Source organism: Nitrospira defluvii (genome assembly GCF_905220995.1).
Taxonomy (GTDB): Bacteria; Nitrospirota; Nitrospiria; order Nitrospirales; family Nitrospiraceae; genus Nitrospira_A; species Nitrospira_A defluvii_C.
On record NZ_CAJNBJ010000017.1, the window covers coordinates 503,283 to 523,517 of the forward strand.

The 20,235-nt window shown below is 59.0% G+C and carries 17 protein-coding genes; 1 reads left to right on the forward strand and 16 read right to left on the reverse strand.

Going from position 1 to position 20,235, the window contains the following annotated elements:
• Nucleotides 1-7 precede the first annotated feature (7 nt).
• The 4 genes from KJA79_RS17475 to KJA79_RS17490 form a co-directional block, all read right to left on the reverse strand.
• Complete coding sequence (locus KJA79_RS17475) at nucleotides 8-658, reverse strand: protein phosphatase CheZ (RefSeq protein ID WP_213043342.1); 651 nt, start codon at nucleotides 656-658, stop codon at nucleotides 8-10.
• A 26-nt stretch (nucleotides 659-684) separates the two neighbouring features.
• Nucleotides 685-1,065: a chemotaxis response regulator CheY gene (gene cheY, locus KJA79_RS17480; RefSeq protein WP_246507756.1), complete on the reverse strand. Its 381-nt coding sequence runs from the start codon at nucleotides 1,063-1,065 to the stop codon at nucleotides 685-687.
• A gap of 12 nt (nucleotides 1,066-1,077) precedes the next feature.
• A complete protein-coding gene (locus KJA79_RS17485; protein WP_213043343.1) occupies nucleotides 1,078-1,941 on the reverse strand; it encodes a CheR family methyltransferase in 864 nt (287 codons plus the stop codon).
• A 110-nt stretch (nucleotides 1,942-2,051) separates the two neighbouring features.
• Nucleotides 2,052-2,282 (reverse strand): helix-turn-helix domain-containing protein, encoded by a 231-nt coding sequence (locus KJA79_RS17490; RefSeq protein WP_213043344.1) that lies wholly within the window; start codon nucleotides 2,280-2,282, stop codon nucleotides 2,052-2,054.
• Between the two features lie 197 nt (nucleotides 2,283-2,479).
• Here KJA79_RS17490 and KJA79_RS17495 point away from each other — a divergent pair, with 197 nt between their 5' ends.
• Nucleotides 2,480-3,427 (forward strand): nucleotide-binding protein, encoded by a 948-nt coding sequence (locus KJA79_RS17495; protein WP_213043345.1) that lies wholly within the window; start codon nucleotides 2,480-2,482, stop codon nucleotides 3,425-3,427.
• A gap of 19 nt (nucleotides 3,428-3,446) precedes the next feature.
• Here KJA79_RS17495 and KJA79_RS17500 read toward each other — a convergent pair whose 3' ends face one another.
• The 12 genes from KJA79_RS17500 to KJA79_RS17555 form a co-directional block, all read right to left on the reverse strand.
• On the reverse strand, nucleotides 3,447-4,058 hold the full coding sequence (locus KJA79_RS17500) for a PilZ domain-containing protein (protein WP_213043346.1): 612 nt from the start codon (nucleotides 4,056-4,058) through the stop codon (nucleotides 3,447-3,449).
• Nucleotides 4,059-4,115: 57 nt separating this feature from the next.
• Nucleotides 4,116-4,460, reverse strand: a complete 345-nt coding sequence (locus KJA79_RS17505; protein ID WP_213043347.1) for a hypothetical protein — start codon at nucleotides 4,458-4,460, stop codon at nucleotides 4,116-4,118.
• A complete protein-coding gene (gene fliS / locus KJA79_RS17510) occupies nucleotides 4,447-4,839 on the reverse strand; it encodes a flagellar export chaperone FliS (protein ID WP_213043348.1) in 393 nt (130 codons plus the stop codon). Before fliS ends, KJA79_RS17505 begins: the two co-directional genes overlap by 14 nt.
• Nucleotides 4,840-4,854: 15 nt before the next feature.
• Nucleotides 4,855-6,249, reverse strand: a complete 1,395-nt coding sequence (gene fliD, locus KJA79_RS17515; RefSeq protein WP_213043349.1) for a flagellar filament capping protein FliD — start codon at nucleotides 6,247-6,249, stop codon at nucleotides 4,855-4,857.
• A gap of 27 nt (nucleotides 6,250-6,276) precedes the next feature.
• Nucleotides 6,277-6,642: a flagellar protein FlaG gene (locus tag KJA79_RS17520; RefSeq protein WP_213043350.1), complete on the reverse strand. Its 366-nt coding sequence runs from the start codon at nucleotides 6,640-6,642 to the stop codon at nucleotides 6,277-6,279.
• Nucleotides 6,643-6,708: 66 nt separating this feature from the next.
• A complete protein-coding gene (locus KJA79_RS17525) occupies nucleotides 6,709-7,536 on the reverse strand; it encodes a flagellin N-terminal helical domain-containing protein (protein ID WP_213043351.1) in 828 nt (275 codons plus the stop codon).
• A 235-nt stretch (nucleotides 7,537-7,771) separates the two neighbouring features.
• Nucleotides 7,772-8,314 (reverse strand): hypothetical protein, encoded by a 543-nt coding sequence (locus KJA79_RS17530; RefSeq protein WP_213043352.1) that lies wholly within the window; start codon nucleotides 8,312-8,314, stop codon nucleotides 7,772-7,774.
• 46 nt (nucleotides 8,315-8,360) lie between these two features.
• Nucleotides 8,361-10,037: a glycosyltransferase family 9 protein gene (locus tag KJA79_RS17535; RefSeq protein WP_213043353.1), complete on the reverse strand. Its 1,677-nt coding sequence runs from the start codon at nucleotides 10,035-10,037 to the stop codon at nucleotides 8,361-8,363.
• Entirely contained in the window at nucleotides 10,034-11,851 is a 1,818-nt protein-coding gene (locus KJA79_RS17540; protein ID WP_213043354.1) for a CgeB family protein, read from the reverse strand. The genes KJA79_RS17535 and KJA79_RS17540 overlap by 4 nt, the downstream gene beginning before the upstream one ends.
• The gene (locus tag KJA79_RS17545) at nucleotides 11,848-13,041 is read right to left on the reverse strand and encodes a glycosyltransferase family 9 protein (protein ID WP_213043355.1); all 1,194 of its coding nucleotides are present in this window, start codon (nucleotides 13,039-13,041) and stop codon (nucleotides 11,848-11,850) included. Before KJA79_RS17545 ends, KJA79_RS17540 begins: the two co-directional genes overlap by 4 nt.
• Entirely contained in the window at nucleotides 13,031-18,373 is a 5,343-nt protein-coding gene (locus tag KJA79_RS17550) for a glycosyltransferase (protein ID WP_213043356.1), read from the reverse strand. The genes KJA79_RS17545 and KJA79_RS17550 overlap by 11 nt, the downstream gene beginning before the upstream one ends.
• Nucleotides 18,374-18,383: 10 nt before the next feature.
• Complete coding sequence (locus KJA79_RS17555) at nucleotides 18,384-20,222, reverse strand: thiamine pyrophosphate-binding protein (protein ID WP_213043357.1); 1,839 nt, start codon at nucleotides 20,220-20,222, stop codon at nucleotides 18,384-18,386.
• Nucleotides 20,223-20,235: the final 13 nt, after the last annotated feature.

The window sequence follows — 20,235 nt, forward strand, 5'->3', positions numbered from 1 at the left end:
GCCCACCTCAGTTAAAACCGAATTGCTTGAGAATCTCGTCGGCGAGATCCTGGTCCATGGAGGTATTCTTGGTCGCTTCCAACTGTTTCAACATTTCGCTGGCTTTGCTCTGATCGGTCTTGGCTGCCTGCTTTTGATAGGGACCAAACACCACCACGAGTTGAAGCAGTCTGTGCTCGACTTCATCCAGGATCGTGACGAGTTTATTGACGCTCTGTGCCACCAGATCTTGGAACGAGAGGGCCGTCATGATATCGAGCAGCCGCTTGTCGTTCTGTCCGAGTGTCTGTCCCAGTGCCTGCATCTGTTGTATGAGCGCGGGGACGACCTTCGCTTGCTGGAGTGCCTGTGTTATCTCCTTCAGCATCTTGTTGACCTGAGCGTGGTTATCCTGAATGGCCTCCACTTCCAGCATCACTCGATGCGTTCCCTGTTCGGTCTGCGTTTTGAGATTCAAGAGATGGGTTTGCGCTTGCGGCAACTGCTCCGTGGATGCATTGACCGGGGCGCTGAATTCGGAGAGCGTTTTCATCGTGGTATCGATGAAACGGGCTAATTCACCCAACTCCTCGTACAGCTTGGCATCAGGCGCCTTCCCCGTCTGCTCGTCCTCATCCACCGCCTCTTGCGCTTTTGGCGTCACGCGTGGTTGTGCCATCGTCACCCTCACCGGTTAAGAGCCGATTACTTGAAGATCTTGTTGATTTTGTCTTGCATCGTCTCTGCGGTGAACGGCTTGACGACGTAGTTGCTGACGCCGGCCTGGACGGCCTCCATGAGATTCTCCTTCTGCGCTTCGGCGGTGACCATCAACACCGGGATCTTTTTCAGCTTCTCGTCGGCGCGAATGGCCCTGAGCATGTCGATGCCCATCATGACGGGCATATTCCAGTCGGAGACCACGAACCCGTAGGTATCGGCATGCAACTTGGTGAGCGCATCTTGGCCGTTTTCGGCCTCTTCCAGGTTGTTGAACCCGAGTTGCTTCAAGATATTCTTCACGATGCGTCGCATCGTGGACATGTCATCGACGACCAGAATCTTCATGTTTGGATCAGCTGGCATGCGATATCCTCCTTACTGTTTCTCGTGAATCACTGAACGGCCTGCGTGAATGGTTTTGAAGAGGCCGGTGGTGTCGTGCAGGGTTTCCGAAAATCCGATCATCAAGTACCCGTTCGGGCGCAAGGCGTCCCGGAGGTCCGACACGATCTGGGCCTTGGCTTTCTCGTCGAAATAGATGAGGCAGTTGCGGCAGAAGATGATATCGATGCCGCGGATGAGCTTGAGCCGTGGACGATCGTAGAGGTTCACGTTCATGAACCGCACCATGTCCTTCACTTGCGTCACGAGTGTTTGCTCCTCCCTCTTGCCGGTGAAATACCGCGCCAGCATGGCCGGAGGAACCTTGCGGAGTGAATGGGAACCATAGGTGGCGCTTCGCGCCACGTTCAAGACGTTCTCGCTGATGTCCGTCGCCAGGATGTCGATCGTCCATCCGGACAGCGGCGGGTAATCTTTGAGGAGCAGGGCCAACGTATAGGGCTCATCTCCGGTGGAACAGGCGGCGCTCCAAATACGAATTTGTTTCGTGCCTGCGTTGGTCTTCATCACTTCCGGGATCATGACCTTCATGAAACTTTCCAATTGAGCTTCGTCGCGAAAGAAATAGGTTTCATTAGTCGTGATGACCGTATAGAGTTCCGTGACCTCACGGTCGCGGTAGGCATCGAATCGCAGAAAGTTCAGATAGCTTTCGAAGGTCTGACAGCGACAGGCTTTCAGGCGCGGCAACAGCCGGCTCTCGAGCAGATACGTCTTATTGTCCTGAAAATAGATGCCCGTCTTTTCGTAGATGAGATCCCTCAGTTGTTTGAAGGTGTCAGGAACAAGCTTCGGGACAGGCGCCTCTGTTTTTCTCACTGCATTGCTGTCAGCCATCGATAACCTCGTGTGAATCGTGCGTCGTGATATGCGAGTCCGTCAGGGCCAGACTGGACCTGTGTTTCGGATCGACTCCCGCATGCCGGACCGTCTGTCTCCGAGGGAGATCAGTTGTGCTGCGTCCGGCCGTGCATCCATTCGTGAATATCGCGCCGAACAAATCGCCAATGCTTTCCGATCTTGGACGCAGGCAATTCACCGAGGCGAGCGAGCTTATACACCGTAGATTTCGGCACGCGTAGGAAACGCGCCACCTCAGAGACGGTGAGAATCTCCCCTTCCGAAGGCGATACACTGTCGAGGCTTACGCTGGTTGTTGTCGCAATAGCATCGTTCATAACGGATATGGTATCGGTGTGCGCCGTCTCAAACTTTAGTTGCCGGTTCTTGAGCGATGGGGTTAAATAGGCTTCATGAGAACAGGCCATCGAGCCAGACAGACCTCAGGCGCCAGGCCCCATTCTGCTCAGGCCTGTGATCCGAATGGCTGACCGCATGAGCGACACCCACAACCCACGGTGAGAGACCAATCCGAATGGCAACAATTGTATCGATCGGGTCAGGAAAAGGCGGTGTCGGGAAAAGCATTATCGCCGCCAATTTATCCATGTTGATGGCGAAACGGGGGAAGCGAGTGGTCCTCGCTGATCTGGACGTGGGCGGCGCCGACGCACACATCCTGTTCGGCATGCTGAACCCGCCTCGTACGCTGACCGATTTTATCGACCGGCGTGTTGCGCGGTTGGACGAGGTGCTGCAACCGATCTCGGCGCACCCTTTTCTGCAGTTGTTGCCTGGTACCGGCGATACGCTCGCTACGGCCAACCTGCCCTACGCCAAGAAAAGGCGGCTGATTCGCCACTTCGCTCAGTTACAGGCTGATGTGATCGTGGTCGACATCGGTGCCGGCACCAGCTACCATGCGCTCGATTTTTTTCTCATGGCCGACCATTACGTGACGGTTGCGACTCCCGACCCCACCTCAGTTCTTGACCTCTACCGCTTCATCAAGCTCGCCGCAATTCGTCGTGTGCTGTCGGCGTTTCTGTCTCGCGATGCCGTCAGCGAGGCCCTCTCCGAACGGGATTTTTCAAGCATTGATGAAGTGATTCAGGCAGTCGGCGAGACGGATCCCAATGCCAGTGAGGTGGCCAGCCGCACCCTGCAAGGATTCCAACCGCACTTGATCGTCAATCGGGTGTCAGGCAAGTCTCGCGTGAACGTGTTGCACTTGAAGAAATTGCTGCAGGAATATGTCGGGGGCGACCTGACGACGCTGGGGGAAATTCCGGATGATCCGGCCGTCACGCGCGCGGTCAGGAGCTTTCTGCCGGTCGTCGAATGTGAGCCGACGGCACCGGCGTCACTTGCCCTCAATCAAGCGGCCGACGCGTTGCTCGCTGCGATGGCACGCCGCGTCGAGACACCCGCAGAGGCTGTCCCCGAACCTCAACAGGCCGCGCACAGTCCCATTCCTTCCTGACGACGTTCCGCGACTGGAATCAGTGCGCGGCTTTCCTCGCCCGCAGTCGTTCTGCCTGAACTTGAAGAATGTGTCGGATGATGAGTTCCTGCTCGTCTGCCCCTAATTCGATGAACTGGGTGGCAACGTGGAATTGGGCGGGGTCTGTGTTGAGGGAAGTGACTCGGATGATACGCGCACTCGTTTCGATCATGCTGAACGGCGGGAGAATGCATTTGATGACCAGCACATCGTCCGCTTCGAACCGCCGCGGCGTAGTAAATCCCAAACCGCCGGCGCTGATGTCGACCTCGCTCAGTCTGGCGATCGCCACACTCCCCGGATGACTCTTCACCAGTGATTTCAGAATAGTCTCCAACATCCAATCGATCTTGGACACCCACGGGAGAAGCGGAGACCCGGCAAACGTTTCCCCTCCCCGTACCAGCAAGTCGACCGTCGGCTTTGACACCGCGGTGGCGATCGTATCTTCGGTGACAGGCGGCAGATACGCGTTCATCGCGTCCGCCGTCTCATCAATGCGCCGGTACTCGAGCAACAGACGATCTTCGATGCGCAACCATTCCCGGCGTTCCTCATTGTTCAGCATGGACTGAATGTTCGGCATAGTCGGTTCCGGTGAGGGAGTCATGCCATCTTCCGGCCCGAGGCCGTGAGCGAGTGCTCGTGATTCCTGATCATGGCGGCTTCAGGCCTCATGGTGTAGGGTTCCATGCTCAGGCTCATGTTGTCCATGAGATTCGCGAAGTCGGCGCAAGTGCCGTCGTGCCTGAGCCGCATCGGCCAGCAGACTGGAGAGGCCGGCTTGCGCGACCAGAATCGCCTCCCGCACCCGGTCATCCACCGCCAGAATTCGCTGAGCGCATGCGCGATCGATCTTGCAGGAAGCCAACCCTCTGGCTCGCGCGTCGTAACAGGCATCCACGCGATCCCAATCGCCGCACTGGGCGGCCTCAAGTGCTTGCGTGGTTAACAGTTCAATGATGTGGAAGTCGTCACGAGGAGTTGTCTGAGAGGAGCTAGCCACCGACATGAGTCACCGATTCCTGCCGAGCTACGACCTGCCAACCTTCCCGCAACGTGGTCAGGCATCGAATAGGCCCATCCAGGTGTTTGCCGTTGTGTCGCAGATTCGCCTGGATGCATTGCTGCACCATATAGTCGTACAAGCGGTGCAATGAGATGGCGATCTCCCCGCCTCGCTCGAAATCAAGGACGCTGGACAATTCCCCGACAATCGCCATGCTGCGGTCGAGAAACCTGGCCTTATCCTTGTAGTTGTTCGTGAGAATCGCCTCCCGGGCGAGTTCCATGGAGTGGATGGCAGAGTCGTAAAGCAACACGATCAGTTGCACCCGGTTGGCGGTCAAGACTTGCGTCTGTTGGTAGGCATTTGCAGCGGCAGCGATCATGTTGACCCTATTGAGTTATTGCAGCGCCTGAAGCGCAGTAGATTGTCCTTGGAGCTTCTGTAGGAGCCCGTCCAACGATGCGAATTGAATGCGAAGCCGCTCCTCGTACTGTGCAGCAAGATCTTCTTTCCGGCCGATCTCCGCAGTCAACCTGCTGATCTGGCTGGTGATGGAGTTTTTTCGAATAGTAAACGATCCAGTGTCGACACTGTCCAAGAAATCGACGGCCTTGACCATACGATCGGCCACTCCACTCGACGTCGTTTGTGTGATGAACAGGGCTTTGGTCGCAGAGTAGTTGCTTGCGAGGGCGGTATCCAGCTTTGCATCATCGATCGTGATGGTCCCGTCGCGCTCCGTCTTAAACCCGACTGCGCCTAGGGTCTTATAGGTGGACAGTTCAGGCACCTCACCTGAGATGGCGGTACGCAGCTGGCTCAACACGCTTTTGGCGGTCGCTTCATTAAAAAATATACCGCCGGTCTTGGTGGTGATGTCATAGGTCGTGCGCTCATTGACGAACTTCACCACGTCGTTGTAGGCGGTCGCTAACGCCTTGATATTGGTCTTCACGCTGTTGGGGTCGGTAGTGATGTTGACCGTGACCGGCTCGGGCGTCGGCGTCGTGACGGTCTTGGATTTCAAGGTGAGGGTTACATCCGGAATCGCGTCGCTGATGACGTTGGACTCACGCTCGATGGAAATCGTCGTCTCGCTCGGGTCTCCGATCACCACGATGGCATTCTGTCCCGCCTGTAGCGTATCGCTGCCGCCGGTGCCGCTGGTGTTGGTGAAATCCAGGCTGGTGGTATCCGTGAGGACCGAAACCGTATTGGCTGCGCCGGACGCAGTAGCCGTCAATGTCAAACGATAGGCCGGGCTTGCGGTCGTTCCTGTATTGATGACGGAGGCGGTCACGCCGGCTCCGAGATCGTTGATAGCGAAACGCAGGTCATCGAGGGTGGCGCCATCGGCGAGGGTGACGGTCTGATTACTCCCGCTGCCGACCCTAAATGTAAATGTTCCCGTGCCGCCGGATACAATGGCGCTGGTGGTGCCGGCCACGGCCTTGGCGGCTTTGTTGGTAATTTGATTGGCTTTTGCCAACTGTGACACTTGAATGCTGTAGCTACCGGTCGCCGCGCCCGCGCCGGCTTGCGCCGTCAACACCGTGTCATCGCTGACTGTGGTCGTGGTGCGGTCAAAACTACTTGAAAGCCGGAGCGCGTTGGCTGCACTTTGCAGCGCGAGGAGCTTGTTGCCGAGAGTCCCGTAATCCGTCAGTTTGGTCTGCAGGTCTTTCTTCTTCGCCGTGAGGGCGTCGATGGGCAAGCGTTGGACTTTAGCCAGCTCAGTGACAACCTGGCCAAAGTCCACGCCATTGCCTAACCCGCCGAAACTGATCGCCATGACATCCCTTTCATGTCGCGAAGCAGGCTACACCTTGTGGTGCAAAAGAAGCCCGGTGGGCGTCTCCAGCCTCTTAGCCAGATCAATCACTTCCTGTTGCGGAATCTGGCGGATAACGGTACCGGAATCCCCGTCCATGACCTTGACCACCACCCGATCCAGATCTGGATCAACCGTAAACTCCAATCTGGAATCCGCCTTTTGGAACACCTCACGGACCCGTGACAGGGCCTGTTCCAGGTCTTTCGCCTTCCCCTCGGCCTTCGCAGGCTCCGGTTCAGGTTCAGGCGTGCGTACCTCAGCCTTCTTTTCTGCAGAAGGCTGCGGCCCATTCTGACTCGCATGGATGGCGGCGGCGGAGAGGTCTTTATAGTTCGAAACCTCTGGGAGCATGTTACCCTCCTAGGATCAGTCCGTGGATAGCCCCCCTCACGGGAGGGCTATCCGACGGGTGATGCCTTATCCTCGCAGCAGCGCCAACGCTTGCTGTGGCAGCGAATTGGCTTGTGCCAAAATCGCGATGCCGGATTGAGTGAGGATCTGGTTCTTCGTGAACACAGATGTCTCTTGGGCAATGTCCGCATCCCGGATTCGGGATTCTGCCGCCGTGAAATTCTCAGCCGTGACCGTCAGATTCTGGATCGCGACTTCGAACCGGCTCTGAATCGACCCGTAATTCGCGCGGGCGGTAGCCACAGCGCTGATCGCGCTGTCGATCTTGGCCAGCATCGACTGCGCAGCTGCCGCCGTCGATACGCTTGCGCCGGTCAACCCGGTCGCCGCCACGTCGAGGTCATCCAACACCACATTCAGCGAATTGCCGGATCCACTCTTGAAGCCGATAAAGACTTCAAACGTGTTGCTGCTCCCGCTCAGAAGCGGCTGACCGTTATATTCCGTGGTCGTCGAAATCCGGTCGATTTCCGATCGCAACGCCACAAATTCCTGGTCCAGGTACGAGCGCTCGGTCGTTCCCAACGTTCCGCTGGCTGACTGAGTCGCCAATTCACGCATACGAGACAACAGGCTGCCGATCGTCGCTGCCGCGCCGTCAGCAACCTGTGTCAAACTGATACCGTCTCCGGCGTTCCGATTGGCCTGATTGATACTACGAATTTGCGCCCGCAACGTTTCAGACACGCCCAATCCGGCCGCGTCGTCCGCTGCACGGGTGATACGCAAACCCGACGATAACCGTTCGACCGAACGACCCAATTGAGCTTGGTTGACCGAAAGGTTCCGCTGGGCTGCCAGTGACGCAACGTTGGTATTGACTACTAATGCCATGACGTACTTCCTCCTGAAGCTTCCGCACTACTCTCGGGATCGCCAGCGTCCGTGCCGACGAGGTGGTAACCGGGTGTCGTGAAGATGTGGCCACATCCTCCCTGGCCTTGTTACCGTATTGCTGTGCCCCTTATCGGCAATCGACGAGGAAGACTTAAGTGCGTGAGAGGCTGGAGCACACGTCTGCAACAGGGTACATTCCCCGCCACTGTGTTGTATCGGACAACAACGGATACTAAGCGGCGAGACCGTCCTCGGTGAGGCGGGGCAACAATTCATATTCCAGCAAGTCCGCGACACGAATCGAGTCGGCTCCGGTTCGCGCGCCCAGCAATTCTTCAATCCACGGCAGTAACGGCCCTGACGACAGCCCAGAGACGCCCTGGGCCTGACCGGCTTCCAACATCTCGGTATAGTCGGCCAACCGCCCGAGCCAGGCGTCGATGCACCGCACTTGAGCGGCGCCCGAGCGCAACGGCGCGAGCAACCCCTGTCCATCGGCACGCAATTGAGCGGCAAATCTTTCGATAGCCTGTTTGGCGTCGGCGATGATGGTATGGAGCGATTGAGACACGGCCACCACTGCGCCCGCTTCCTGCGCGCGTTGATTCAGCAAGGTCTGATCAAGATCCCGATCGCTGATGGTATGTCCGCCGATCGACAACGATGTCACAATTCGGTGCTGCTCGTGCGCCTTGTCGCTCACGAATGCCAGCACCGTTAACAGCGAGCTGTCGTCCGGTACCTGCCATTGTTGACCATCAAGTGTAATCTGCATGGTGCGACTCCTTTGGAAAACGTGACCTTCACGTCGTGGTGATCAACTATGCCGATCGTGCCATGGGAAGCGCCTGCCGCGCTTCCGAATGTGCGGTGCTCAATGGGGTGCGCATGGAGCGAAGATGCGAGGCGACGATCTGCAAGCGAGATCGCCATCGTCGATACGTGGCCAGACGTGTGTGCGCCATCTCGGCCAACTCGCTCCCCTCATCGTTGTGAGTATCCCGCACCAGCGCCACAGCCAGAGAAGCTGTGGCCGGCATCTGCATGCTCAAGGCCACGACTTGTTGCCGCGCCTTCCCCTCTCGCGCCTGAGCCTCTTGCAAGGCTCGAACGGGCAATGGACGCCGCGCTGTCAGACGAGCCAACTCCTCTGCCGTCGCGACTAGTGTCGCGGCAAGAGGAATGAGATGCTCCAGCATGCTGCAGGCCTCAGACAAGTCCGGCGGCGGGGTGGTCACAGCAGGGATGAGACTGGGCCGACCCGTAAACTCCTCGAACCAATAGCGCCGCCAAAACCGGCCATACCAGCTGACCGTCGGATCTTCCTGCCCTGCCACGAGCTCGACGTTGCCCAGCCCGTCCTCATCCGCGCAAGACCGGTAGATCCTGACGCCCGTCGTCGAGCGCGTGAATGCCGCCCCGGTAACGACATGCAGACAGAGCCCGGCGATCTGATCGGGATCCAGCCGGTCCTTGCATGCGTGATGGAAACACACCTGATCGAATCCGCAGGGAGCGCAGGAAAAATCCGGCTGCACGATCCAGTGTCCCGGTCCATAGGGTCCGGTCTCCCGAAAATCTACATGTCCGACCGAGAGATCGATAACCGGTGTGCCGACGCCCACGGCAAGGTGCATGGGGCCCGTGTCGTTGGTCAGGAGTGCGCGACAGCGCGCTAAGATTGCAGCCAGTTGCGGCAACGTGGTGCGTCCCACTGCATCACAGAGCGGACCCGTTCCGCCTGCCTGACGATACATGGACTGAGCGGCCCGAATCGCCTTGCGTTCCTCCTCGGTGCCGATGAACACATAGCCGATCTTGGCCTGACGGCTGAGCGAAGCCAGGGTCCGGCCGAAGAGTTCAGGCCGCCAGGCTTTCATGGGATCACTCGCGCCGACTTGCACCGCCATCCAGGGGATGTCTTGCTGGGTCTGAGTCGCGAGGAATTCTCTCCCCCATTGCGCAACATCCGAAGGAATAGTCAACGACAAGGGCGCAAACGGGCCGATCCCGCTTCCCCCTAACGCATAGATGTCCACCAGGTTGTACTGATTGAATCGCCGTTGTGTATGCACATCCGTCAAATACGCCATCCAGGGATTGTGAATGGTCACATCCCCCTGTTTCGGCGCCGCGATCCCCCGGATATCTTTGGCACCGACATATGAGGTCAGCAACCCACTTCGCCGGTTGAAGGTCAAATTCACGGCCCGATCGTATCCAGCCTCCACCAAGGGGGCTGCCCAGCGTGTCATCTCTCGATACAGGGTGACGACGTCCGTGGTTTGCGCCCGGCTGTCGTCCACTAACCGATGGAAGTCATAGTTGATGACATGCCTGAGGTGCGGCAACAACTTCGCGACCGGAGCAAAGCGGTCATCCACGACCAAATCCACCGCGGCACCTGGCCACTCGTGTTGCAATCGCTGCAGCAACGTGCCCATTTGCACGAGATCGCCCATCCGGGTGATGTTGATCAGTAGGACCTGTCGGGTCATGCTAAATCACGTGTCTCACTTCGATACTCATCCAGCATCAGGACCATGAGTTCCTCCCGTGTGAGGGCGGAGATCGGACCTTTGCTACGGATACAGGCGGCGACGTCCTTTAATTCGATCCGTTGTCCGGAAGGACAGTCCTTGAGCAGGGCCTGCAGCGGCTGATCATCGTTACAACGGGTGAGCAGGAACTCCTGCTGCCGTTCGCCCCGTAAGATGGCCCCGACTCGATCAGGCTGCGACAAGCCGATCTGTCCCAGCAGGTCCTGCATGCGATGCACATAGGTATGAGCGGCGAGCACGCGCTCCCGCGCGGCATGCGCCATGGCCTGCCGAGCGGCCTGGTCTCCCAGCCACTTGCGCACGAGCGCCGGGACGTCGCCGAAATCCCGGAATGACAGAATTTCCCGATCAGTGAAACACTCAGGCAAATATGACCGATGGTCGACCAACTGAAACGCACCGCAGGCCGCAAGTTCAAAGGTGCGGGGGTTCACGAAATCCGCCAGGGGATCGAGCCCTTCACCGGTCGTCGAATGGAGGTTGAGATTGATCGTCGTCGCATTAAAGACCTTCATGCAGGTCGCGGTATCGATCCTGGCTCCGTTCAACTGGATCACGGATCGCAGATCCTCCGCACCTTCCCACTCATTGCCCCACAACTTAAACGACCAGGGGTGGCGCAGTAAGGCTGGGAAGAGGCATCGCCGGTTCGCATAGCCGGCCCCCACGAAAGACAGGTCCGCCCCGAACAGTCGGCGGTCGTCTTGTGAGAGGGACATGGGGCGATGCACATCCGGATCCGCGGCCATCGGCAGATAACTGACGTGTCGTGCACCCGCTTGCCGAAAGGCCTCCAGGCAGGCATCTTTCTGAATGACGAACCAGTGTTCATAACCCGGTGCCATCTGTTGCCAATAGGTCAGGTGGCGGTAGTTCTCCACGAACCACATCGCGGTGAGAAACTTTTTCTTCCGCAAATGCTCCAGCATCGGCAATGTCAACGGAGCCTGTGCCAGCGAGAGGACGAGGTCCGGTGGTGATTCGGCGAGTGACGCCAGGGTCCATTGGCTGAGGAGATCCGCCATGCGGCCCTGCATGACTTGACGATTCCGCCCATCTTTCAACGAGCTCATGACTTCGTAACTGGCGGCATGCACACTGTGATCAATCCACTGCACCTTGTGTCCAAGCGTTTCCAACGCGCGTTTGACATACCGCGCGATCGGGAGAGAGCCTCCGTAAATCGGCCCGACCAACGCGATGGTCAACTGCCCGCTGGACTGCCTGGCCAAGGCGCGACGCAGCGTCTCTTCAGCGATTCGATGAAATTCAGCGTCCGCAGACGCCGCCGGCATATAGGACAGGCATCGCAGGGGACGACCGCTTCGGCTCAACTGCTCGGCGATGTCCGCTGCTGTTCCAGAGAGCCAGTGGACCTGTGCGCACCAGGCTCCAACCGGCCGTGCCGTGAGGGCATCGTGTAGTTCGTCGACATTGGGGACCAGCACCGCAAGCTCGATGTCCGACGAAAGCGCTTGGCGTAATGCTTCCACGTGATACAGCAATCCCACCCCCGCGACGACGACGGTCTCGCCTGGCCGACAGGCAGGCGCATGGGCCTCCGCCCAGGTCTGCGCCTCACGCAGCGGATCGTAGGCGCTGTGAATCCATCGTCCTGCGCGCCGCGCCGATGGAACCCCGCTTCGTGCCGGTTCAATCGTCAGCACACCACCGGCCGCGTTCGTGACGGCACCGGCGAGGTCCGGGTTACGAGCGGCGAGTTGCGTGATGTTGTCGTGTAACGTGCTCATGCGGCTGCCGAACGACAGAGTGCGGGTGCAAGGGATTGCCAGATCGTAGCGCGCGTGGCCTCCGAAGCCTGAGATGCCGATCCGTCATCGAAACAGACGCCCCACTCATCCATATGGCTCCTCCACAGCGTCCAATCGTCAGAGCTCGCTGGCTGATCATCACACATCAATGCGATGCTTTCCGCGATTGGCCAGGTATTCGGCTGCTGCGTTGTCGCGGATTGATAGACCCAATGTCCCGTGCCATAGGGGCCGGTTTCATGGACGCGGGCACGGGAAAAATAGAAACCTAATGCGCGGGCTCCCACCAAGGTCCCCAAGTGCAGGGGTCCCGTATCCGCGCCGACGATCCACTGGCACCGGCGCAACACCTCCATCAACTGCGTGAGGGTGGTCCGTCCGGTGCAGTCCCAGACATGTCCCTGAAGCAGCGCCGGCACCCCCTCAAGAACGGCCTGTCCGGCTTCCCGTTCTTGCCCGCTGCCGATCAGGACGACGTGCCCGTCATCCCGTCGCGAGAGAAATGTCTGAATCCATCGGCTCCAAATCTCAGTCGGGACGCAGCGATCCGTCTCCCCTGCCCCCACTGCCAGCGCAACCCACAGACCTTCCCGTTCACCGATCGCGGCCACGTGCGACGGAATGTCCCCAGTACTCTGATCGTAGATCGGGGCCCGGCCCCGCGGTCTGACACCGCACATGCCGCACCAGGCGTCGGCCAGGTGAATCCGGTTCTTCCCCCGTTCCCTAGCCACCTGACGGAGATACTGCGCCCATGGGCGCATCTGTTCCTCCCAGGCCTCGGTGTCCGAAACGCGCATCATCGGATCGGCACAGAGTTGGGCAAGCAGGCGGGTCCTGGCATGTTGATTCAAAGGATACACTCGCCCATAAGACAAGGCGCCAAGTGATGCAATGCAATCCTCCGCCTCGCGCAACGTGTCAATCGCGTTGTCTGCCCAACGTGTCGCCCAGGCATGCCACCTGGGACCATCCCAGGGAAGGACTCGATCGCACAGGCCGCTTCCTGCTGCCACTGCCGTCAAGGGAGCGGCACAGAGGAGGTCAAATCCCCGATGTGGATGCGCCTGCCGTAGTGCGTCTAGTGCGGGCAGGGTTTGCACGACATCACCCAGTCTGGCCAGTTGAATCACCAGGTGGCGTGGATCCTTGTTCGACTCAGGCCGCATGATCCGGTGCCAGCTGAGGTGCTGCGAGTTGTCGCCCCAATTCGTCCATTCCTTCCATGTCCGGCGCCAGAGCCCGCAGACACTCGTATTCCCGTTGCGCATCTCCGCGTCGGCCGGCTCGCAGGAGTACGCCGGCGAAGGCAAATCGCATGGCGAGGCTGCCGGGATTGCGACCGAGAAATGTTGAGAGTCGTGCTCCGACATCATTCCATCGTTGCAACATCGTTCCGCACCGAAGCAGCCAGTGCATACATTCTTCATCGTCCGGTTCATGCGCACAGAGTTCGCAGATCTGCTCCCATGCCGCCTCAGGCCGATTGTCGCCCATGGCGGCCATCACCACTCCCATGGTCGCTTTTCGCTGATCGGCTCCCAAACGTTTGGCTTGTTTGAACGACTGTTCTGCTTCCCCATAGGCAAGCCGTTGCATCGCGACGATTCCTCGCAGCAGCCATCCTTCTCCATGCGAAGGCTCATGCTTGAGTAGCGCCGTCAGATGCTGGTCGGCGTCGTGAAACGCCCCGGTCTCCAACGCATGCTTCGCCAACCCGATCCTGGCGTAGGGATCTTCTTCCAGGCTCAGAATGCGTTCCCAAAATGGCATGGCCAACTGTGGTTGCGCGATTCCGGTGCACAGCAAAGTGCCCCAGCGTAAAATCCAGACATCGCCCGGCCACTCCTGCACTCGTCGAAGGTAGCCGGCCACAGTCTCGCTGTCCTGACGCAGCGCGGCACGCTGAATATCTGCGAGCATCGCGCGTTGGGTTCTCGTGTGCGCATCGGCCAACCGTTCAAGGCTGTATCCCAACATGCCGTCTTTGACGTAGGTGTGGATCGCATAGCCGTCTTCAAAATGCAGGAGGTCTTCGTCAGCCAACCACCAACAGGCTCCCCAGCGCTCATGCAGTCGGCGACTGTTGTCCTGTTCGTGGGCCTTTCGCCCCGGTGTCTTGCTCTCCAAGTGATACAGTACACTCTTCGGCTGATAGACGATCTTCCAATCGAGTTTTCTGATCTTGAGGCACAGGTCGACGTCTTCAAAGCCATTCCGGTAGCCTTCATCGAACCCGCCGGCCTGTTCGAAGACGGTCCGACGGACGAGCATGCAGGCCGCCGTGACACATTGCAGCTCACGCCGGCGGGACACGCAGGCCGCTTGGGCGTTGCCGCCGCGATAGAGATGGTACGGCAGAAACCACTCTCTCGAGAAGGCGACACCGGCATGTTGAATCGTGCCGTCTTCGAACAACAGCTTGCTGCCGACGACCGCCACGTCCGCATGGACGCGGGCCTCTTCCACCAGGGCCGACAGCCATCCCTTGAGCGGAATGGTGTCGTTATTAAGGAACACCAGGAATTCACCGCGCGCAGCGCGTGCGCCCTGATTGCAAGCCTTGGAGAACCCGAGGTTCTGCTCATTTCGGATGATCTGCACATCGCCGCCGAGGTCGCGAAGAAACGTCTCCACGCCGTCCGTCGACCCGTTGTCGACCACCACCACTTCATAACTCACGCCGTCCGTCACTTCGGCCAAGGCATGGAGACATTGTTGAGTCAGAGCGGCGTTGTTCCACACCGGGATGATGATCGAGCAGTCGTAGGTCGGCTGCGGACGACGTCCTTTTAATTCCGCAAGGTGATTCCGTTGTGCCTGAAGCATCTTCGGGTGAGCGGCGACAGAGGGAAAGTATTTTCGATAAATAATATCGGTGGTGCGACAGAAGGCATCGTGGTCCCGACTGGTCATGGACGTGCCGTCGGTTCTCCACGTAAATTCGGCGGTCGTACGGGCGAGATGGGCGAAGGGATAGACGCTGCCCAGCCTGATCCAGAGATCCCAGTCCTCATGCACGAAGAGGCTTTCGTCGAACATGCCGACCTCGTCGAGGCAGGCACGCCGGTGCATGAGGCACAACACCGGAATATAGTTTTCCACTAACAGGCGCCCGTAGTCATACTCACAGGAGTACGGTTGATCCCGGCTGACTTCCTGTCTCGCCCCTTCGACGCCTCGTTCAGTGACACGCCAGGCATCTGTATAGGCGACCTGATGAGTTCCGCGTTCCAAGAACTCGACCAACGTTCCGAGATGGTCAGGAAGCAGCCGATCGTCATCGTCGAGATAGGCCACATACGTCCCTTGTGCGATGCGCAGGCCGGTGTTGCGCGAGGCAGCCAGTCCGCGATTACGGTCGTGATTGACCAGCGTGATCCTCCCCTGCTGGTTCAGATCAGCAATGACTGATTCGACCGGGGTGCTGCCGTCATTGACCACAATGACTTCAAAATCCTGATAGCGCTGGCGATGGAGACTCTCCAGAGCCACACGCAGGAGCTGCGGACGGTTGTAGGTCGGCACGATCACCGACACCATGGGTTTCCGCGTGAACGACAGGGGTTGCCGGCCCCCGGCTGACCCGCGCCGACAGGCCCAGACTTGATAGATCGGCAGCAGCGTGAGTGTCCGAGCGTCATGGGCCGTCGCGGCGGGTACGTAGCGAAGCGACGGAACCTCAATGGGAATTCGCTCCATCCCCAGATGCTGGAAACCGCTCTTGGCCAGAAGGTCGGCCAGTTGTGCTTCCGTCACCCAATCTTCCACCGGTTGATTCGGCGGGGCGATCCGGCGCCATTCTTCCCAGACATCCCCTCGGGGCGTCGTGAGAATGAGATACCCGTCCGGCGTGAGCAGGCTGGCCAACTGATTCACAAACTCGGGCTTCTGCGGGTGGGGAACATGTTCGATCACCTCCGAGCAGAGCACGACGTCATAGGGCGTAAAATCCGGTCTCTTCAGGACGGAATCAGGCGTGGCGGCTTCGAAGCGAATGTGCGGAAACATGCGGCGTGCGTGTTCCACCACCCCGGCGACCGGCTCAATCCCCTCGCAGGTCCCGTAGGCGGTGGCCAGATTTGTGAGCCAGCCTCGTCCACAGCCGACATCGAGAATGCGGAGTGTGCGACCCGGAGCGTCCCGATGCGTGTGACGGAGGATATATTCAAGAAACGACGCGATTTTCGACCAACGCGCGGCTTCGTCGGGATTGGGTTCCGGGGTCGACCAGGCCGGTTGATTCACGAACAGATTCACATAAAACGCATTCTGATCCATGGCCGCCTTGGATGAAGGGTGAGGAGCGGTCTCCGGTTGCTGCTTTTGATGCACCGCCACAGGAAGAGCGGCTGACGGGATGGTATGATCCTGCAACCTCGCCGGCTGCGTGGTGTTGATCAACCCGTAATCCGGCTGTTGCCCGTTCCCGATCCAAGCCAGCGTGTCCCGCAGCCGTCGTTCGGCGGTGTGATACCGGCGGACTTTTTCCTGCGCACGTTGCGCCAAGCAGCCGGCAAAGGCCGGGTCCTGTAGCACCCGGTCGATTTGACGGGCCAGGACCTCCGGTTGATCGCCGGGGAACAGGAGGATGTCGCGCTCAGGCTCGAACAAACCGAGATTCTTCGGATGGTCGGGAATCTGCCATGAGATCACCGGCCGGCCGGCCGCCATCGCTTCCATGACTCGGCCACCGTAGAACTTCGCGAGGCTGGGGAGATTCACAATCGCCGGCCATCGCGCGAGTTGAGCCATCCATTCGGTGAACTCAGCCAGCCTGATGGTGCGTAGCGACTGTGCATATTCCCGGATCGCCGCTTCCGTGACCGTATGGCCCTCGGCCAGATACTGCGCGGCCACCTGCTGCAATTGATCAAACAACTGCTGATTTCTCGTCTGAGGCTGCTCCGCCTTGGCACAGTGTAATCGGTCTTCGAGTGCTGGATTCTCGACCCAGTGTTGACGTCGGCCATAGGGCGTGCCGTGGAACACGGCCTGAGCGTGAGTCGGAGACTGCACGGGGCCGCTGATGAACCGATCCGGAACCATCGGAGGCCACCAGAGCACCTTGATGCCACGTGCGGCCAATTCGGCGGCATCCAGCTCATCCGGAGCCAGCACGTGGGTCAGATACGGCAACTGTGCATCCAGTTGTGCCGGGCGTGACTTCAACTGCGGCGCCCAGGCATAGTCCTCCGCATCGTAATGCAGCGACTCCATCAAGACGCCGACACGCACAGGAGCAAGTTCGGCGACCCATTCCATGATGCGGGCATCCAAGGGCGTATGAATCAGCCAGAGCCAGACCTGATCGAATCGTTGCCCAGCCAAGGCCTGTTTCGCATGGTAGACCCAGGAGGCCGGCGACGAACAGGGATTTTCTGCGATCGCTGGAACTGTGACGCATTCAATGCCGTTGGCGCTCAACCCTTCCTGGACACCAAATGCGGCGCTATAAGTCCAAGGCTTGGCGGTGGCCCAGGTTTGGAAATCGAGCTGAATCAACAAGGCGCGCGGCTTATCACTTGCGGCAACGAGACTATGGCCTGAGAAATTGGACTGAACGCCTGTCGCCTGGTCGTTCAGAGTTACGGGCACACGGACGGTTCGACGACGCGCCTGGCGCCATCGCTGAAACTCGGGATCGGTGACATAATTACGCCGAATCAGATGAGCCGGAATCCGCTGCTCCGAACAATGCACCGGCGACAGATCAACACGCTCCCACCCGGAGCCTCGTTTGCGAACCGCCCAGCAGCCGGCCACCTGCGCTACCTCGCCGAACAACTCCCCGACGGCCAGTGTCACACCCGGGTGATATTCCTGTCCGGAGCGTGGATCACGGATGTAGTCCGATTCGATCTGCGTGCGGGCATAGGCTTCGTCGATCTCGAACGTCTGTCGCTCCAAATCGTCGCCGCAGAGCAGGCCTCCGTCTTTAATCAGGGCTGCCGCCGCCCCGATGTCCGCCAGCACGGCGGCATACGAGTGGTCGCCATCGACAAAGACGAGGTCGAAATAGTTGCGCGGCAGTGCGGGCAACATGATCGTGCTGGCCCCTCGCAGGGGCAGGATCAGGCGCGCGTGGCCGGCGGTGGAAATGTTATGAAGAAAGAGATCGTAGATCGTGTCTTTGGCTAACGCTTCCGACATTTCCCGATAGACCGCGGCATCGGGGCGCTTGTTGATATCAAAGTACGGTTTCCACGGGTCGACACAGACGATGCGTCCATTGGCCTGGTGATGACGAGTCAGCGCGTCTGCCCAGGTAATGGCGGATCCCCCGGCCCAGGAGCCGACTTCAAGAATTTCGAACGGCGCCGTTGCCCGCCGCCCGGCCTCCAATCGGACCAATTCCTGCATGACGACGTGACGAAGCGGCAACCCCTGTGACGCCCACATCACCCGGCCGAAGTATGGACGCATCTGCTCGCGGCAGAACTGGTAGTATTCGGCATCCAGTGCAGTGACTCGATTCGCCTCGGTATCCGTCTGCGACATAGCGACCCTCTTATGGCTGTGATTGCCCGTCCCGTCGCACGACATCGGGATACTCGGGATTCATCCATCCCTCTGCCGGTTCGATGACCATGTTGGCGCGAAATTCTTCGCGAGGCAGATAGGGATACATATCCTCGATGGGCGTCTTCCAACCGAAGATCCTCGGTTCGTAGGTGTGGAACTCGTGCATGTCCACGTCGCAGACGACCGGCCCGTCGAACCGCAGCACCTCGTCGATCTTGGCGTCCATCTCGGCATGGTTTCCAATGGCAACCGTCTTGATGCCGTAGGCCTGGACGATCTTGAGGAAATCCGGCGGATGGTAGCCCTTCGGCCCACAGGCTTCAGCGCGACCCTGGAAATTGGTTTCCTGGTAGGCCTTCGTAATGCCGTAGATATGGTTGTTCAGAATGAACGTTTTGACTTTGACGCCATAGTTCACGAAGGTCTGTAATTCCTGCGGGTTCATATTGAAGCCGCCGTCGCCGATGGTGCAGACGACTTGTCTTGTGGGATCGGCAAACCAGGCACCCATCGCTCCCGCGAAGGAGAACCCCATGGGGGAATTGCCGTTGTTCGTCAGGTTGCGCTGGCCGTACTTGGTTTCGAAGGCATGGTTGCTGACGACGATATTGCCGCCGCAGTCGCCGACCAGCACATCCGTCGCTCCCATCTTTTCAGACAGGCGGCGCATGAACGCATAGGGATGGACGCGCTCACGTTGCGCGAAGAACTCCGGCCGCACCGGATCGTATCGCCGTTTCCACTCCATGACGCGCCCCGTCCAGGCCGAGAAATCTGGCAAGGGTTTGCTGCGTCGATCGAGTGCGATCAGCAAGCGCTGGGTAAATGCTTTCGCGTCGCAGAGGATGTTGACGTCGAAGGGCACCTGCTGAAACTTGCGCTGCACCATGGCCGGATCGATTTCGACCAGATACTTCTTGGCCTGTCGCGCAAAACTTTGGACATTACCGCCGGTGATGCGTCCGGAGATGCGACTTCCAATGGACAGGAGCAGATCACTGTTCTGAATGCCGAAGTTGCGGCCTGCGCCACCATAGGTCCCCACCCGTCCACCGTAGTTCTCATAGTCGGAACTGATCACATCCAGCGCGTTCCAGGTCGGAAAGCAGGGCACGTTTAATCGACGACCCAAGGCCCGCACATCGTCCTGTGCATCGGCTAAGCGCACGCCTCCTCCCACCAGAATCACCGGGCGTTCCGCCTGCTGGAGGTCGCTGATCAACCTTGCGATCTGCTGGTCGACGACCGTCAGGTCGAAACTCATCGCCGCGGGCGGCTCGAAGCCCGTCAACTGTTTTGCATCGACCATGGCTTTCTGCACGTTGAGGGGAATGTCGAGCAGCACCGGTCCAGGTCGGCCCTCCTGGCACATCCACAGAGCCTTTTCCAGCTCGAATCGGACGTCTTCGGGATTCAAGATCATCTTCGCGTATTTGGTCACCGGCGCAGCCATCGCCACAATGTCGGTTTCTTGAAACCCGATTTGACGGATCGAAGGATCTGGGCGGAGAAATCGCGAATTGATCTGGCCGGTAAGGAACACGCACGGCACCGAGTCATAGAAGCAGTTGCCCATCGAGGTAAGGAGATTCATGCCGCCCGGTCCGCTGGTTGCAATCGCCACGCCGGGGATCCCCTTGACCTTGGCATAGGCTTCAGCCGCAAATCCGCCGGCCTGTTCATGCATGACGGCGACGTACTGGGTCGCGGCGGTGCGGGTAAACGCATCGATCAAATCGCCGTTGGCCGCGCCGTACACGACAAACATCTTATCGATGCCGCGTTCGGCCAACGTATTGATGATGTAGTCTGCCACCTTGATCATGGATGCTCCTTTC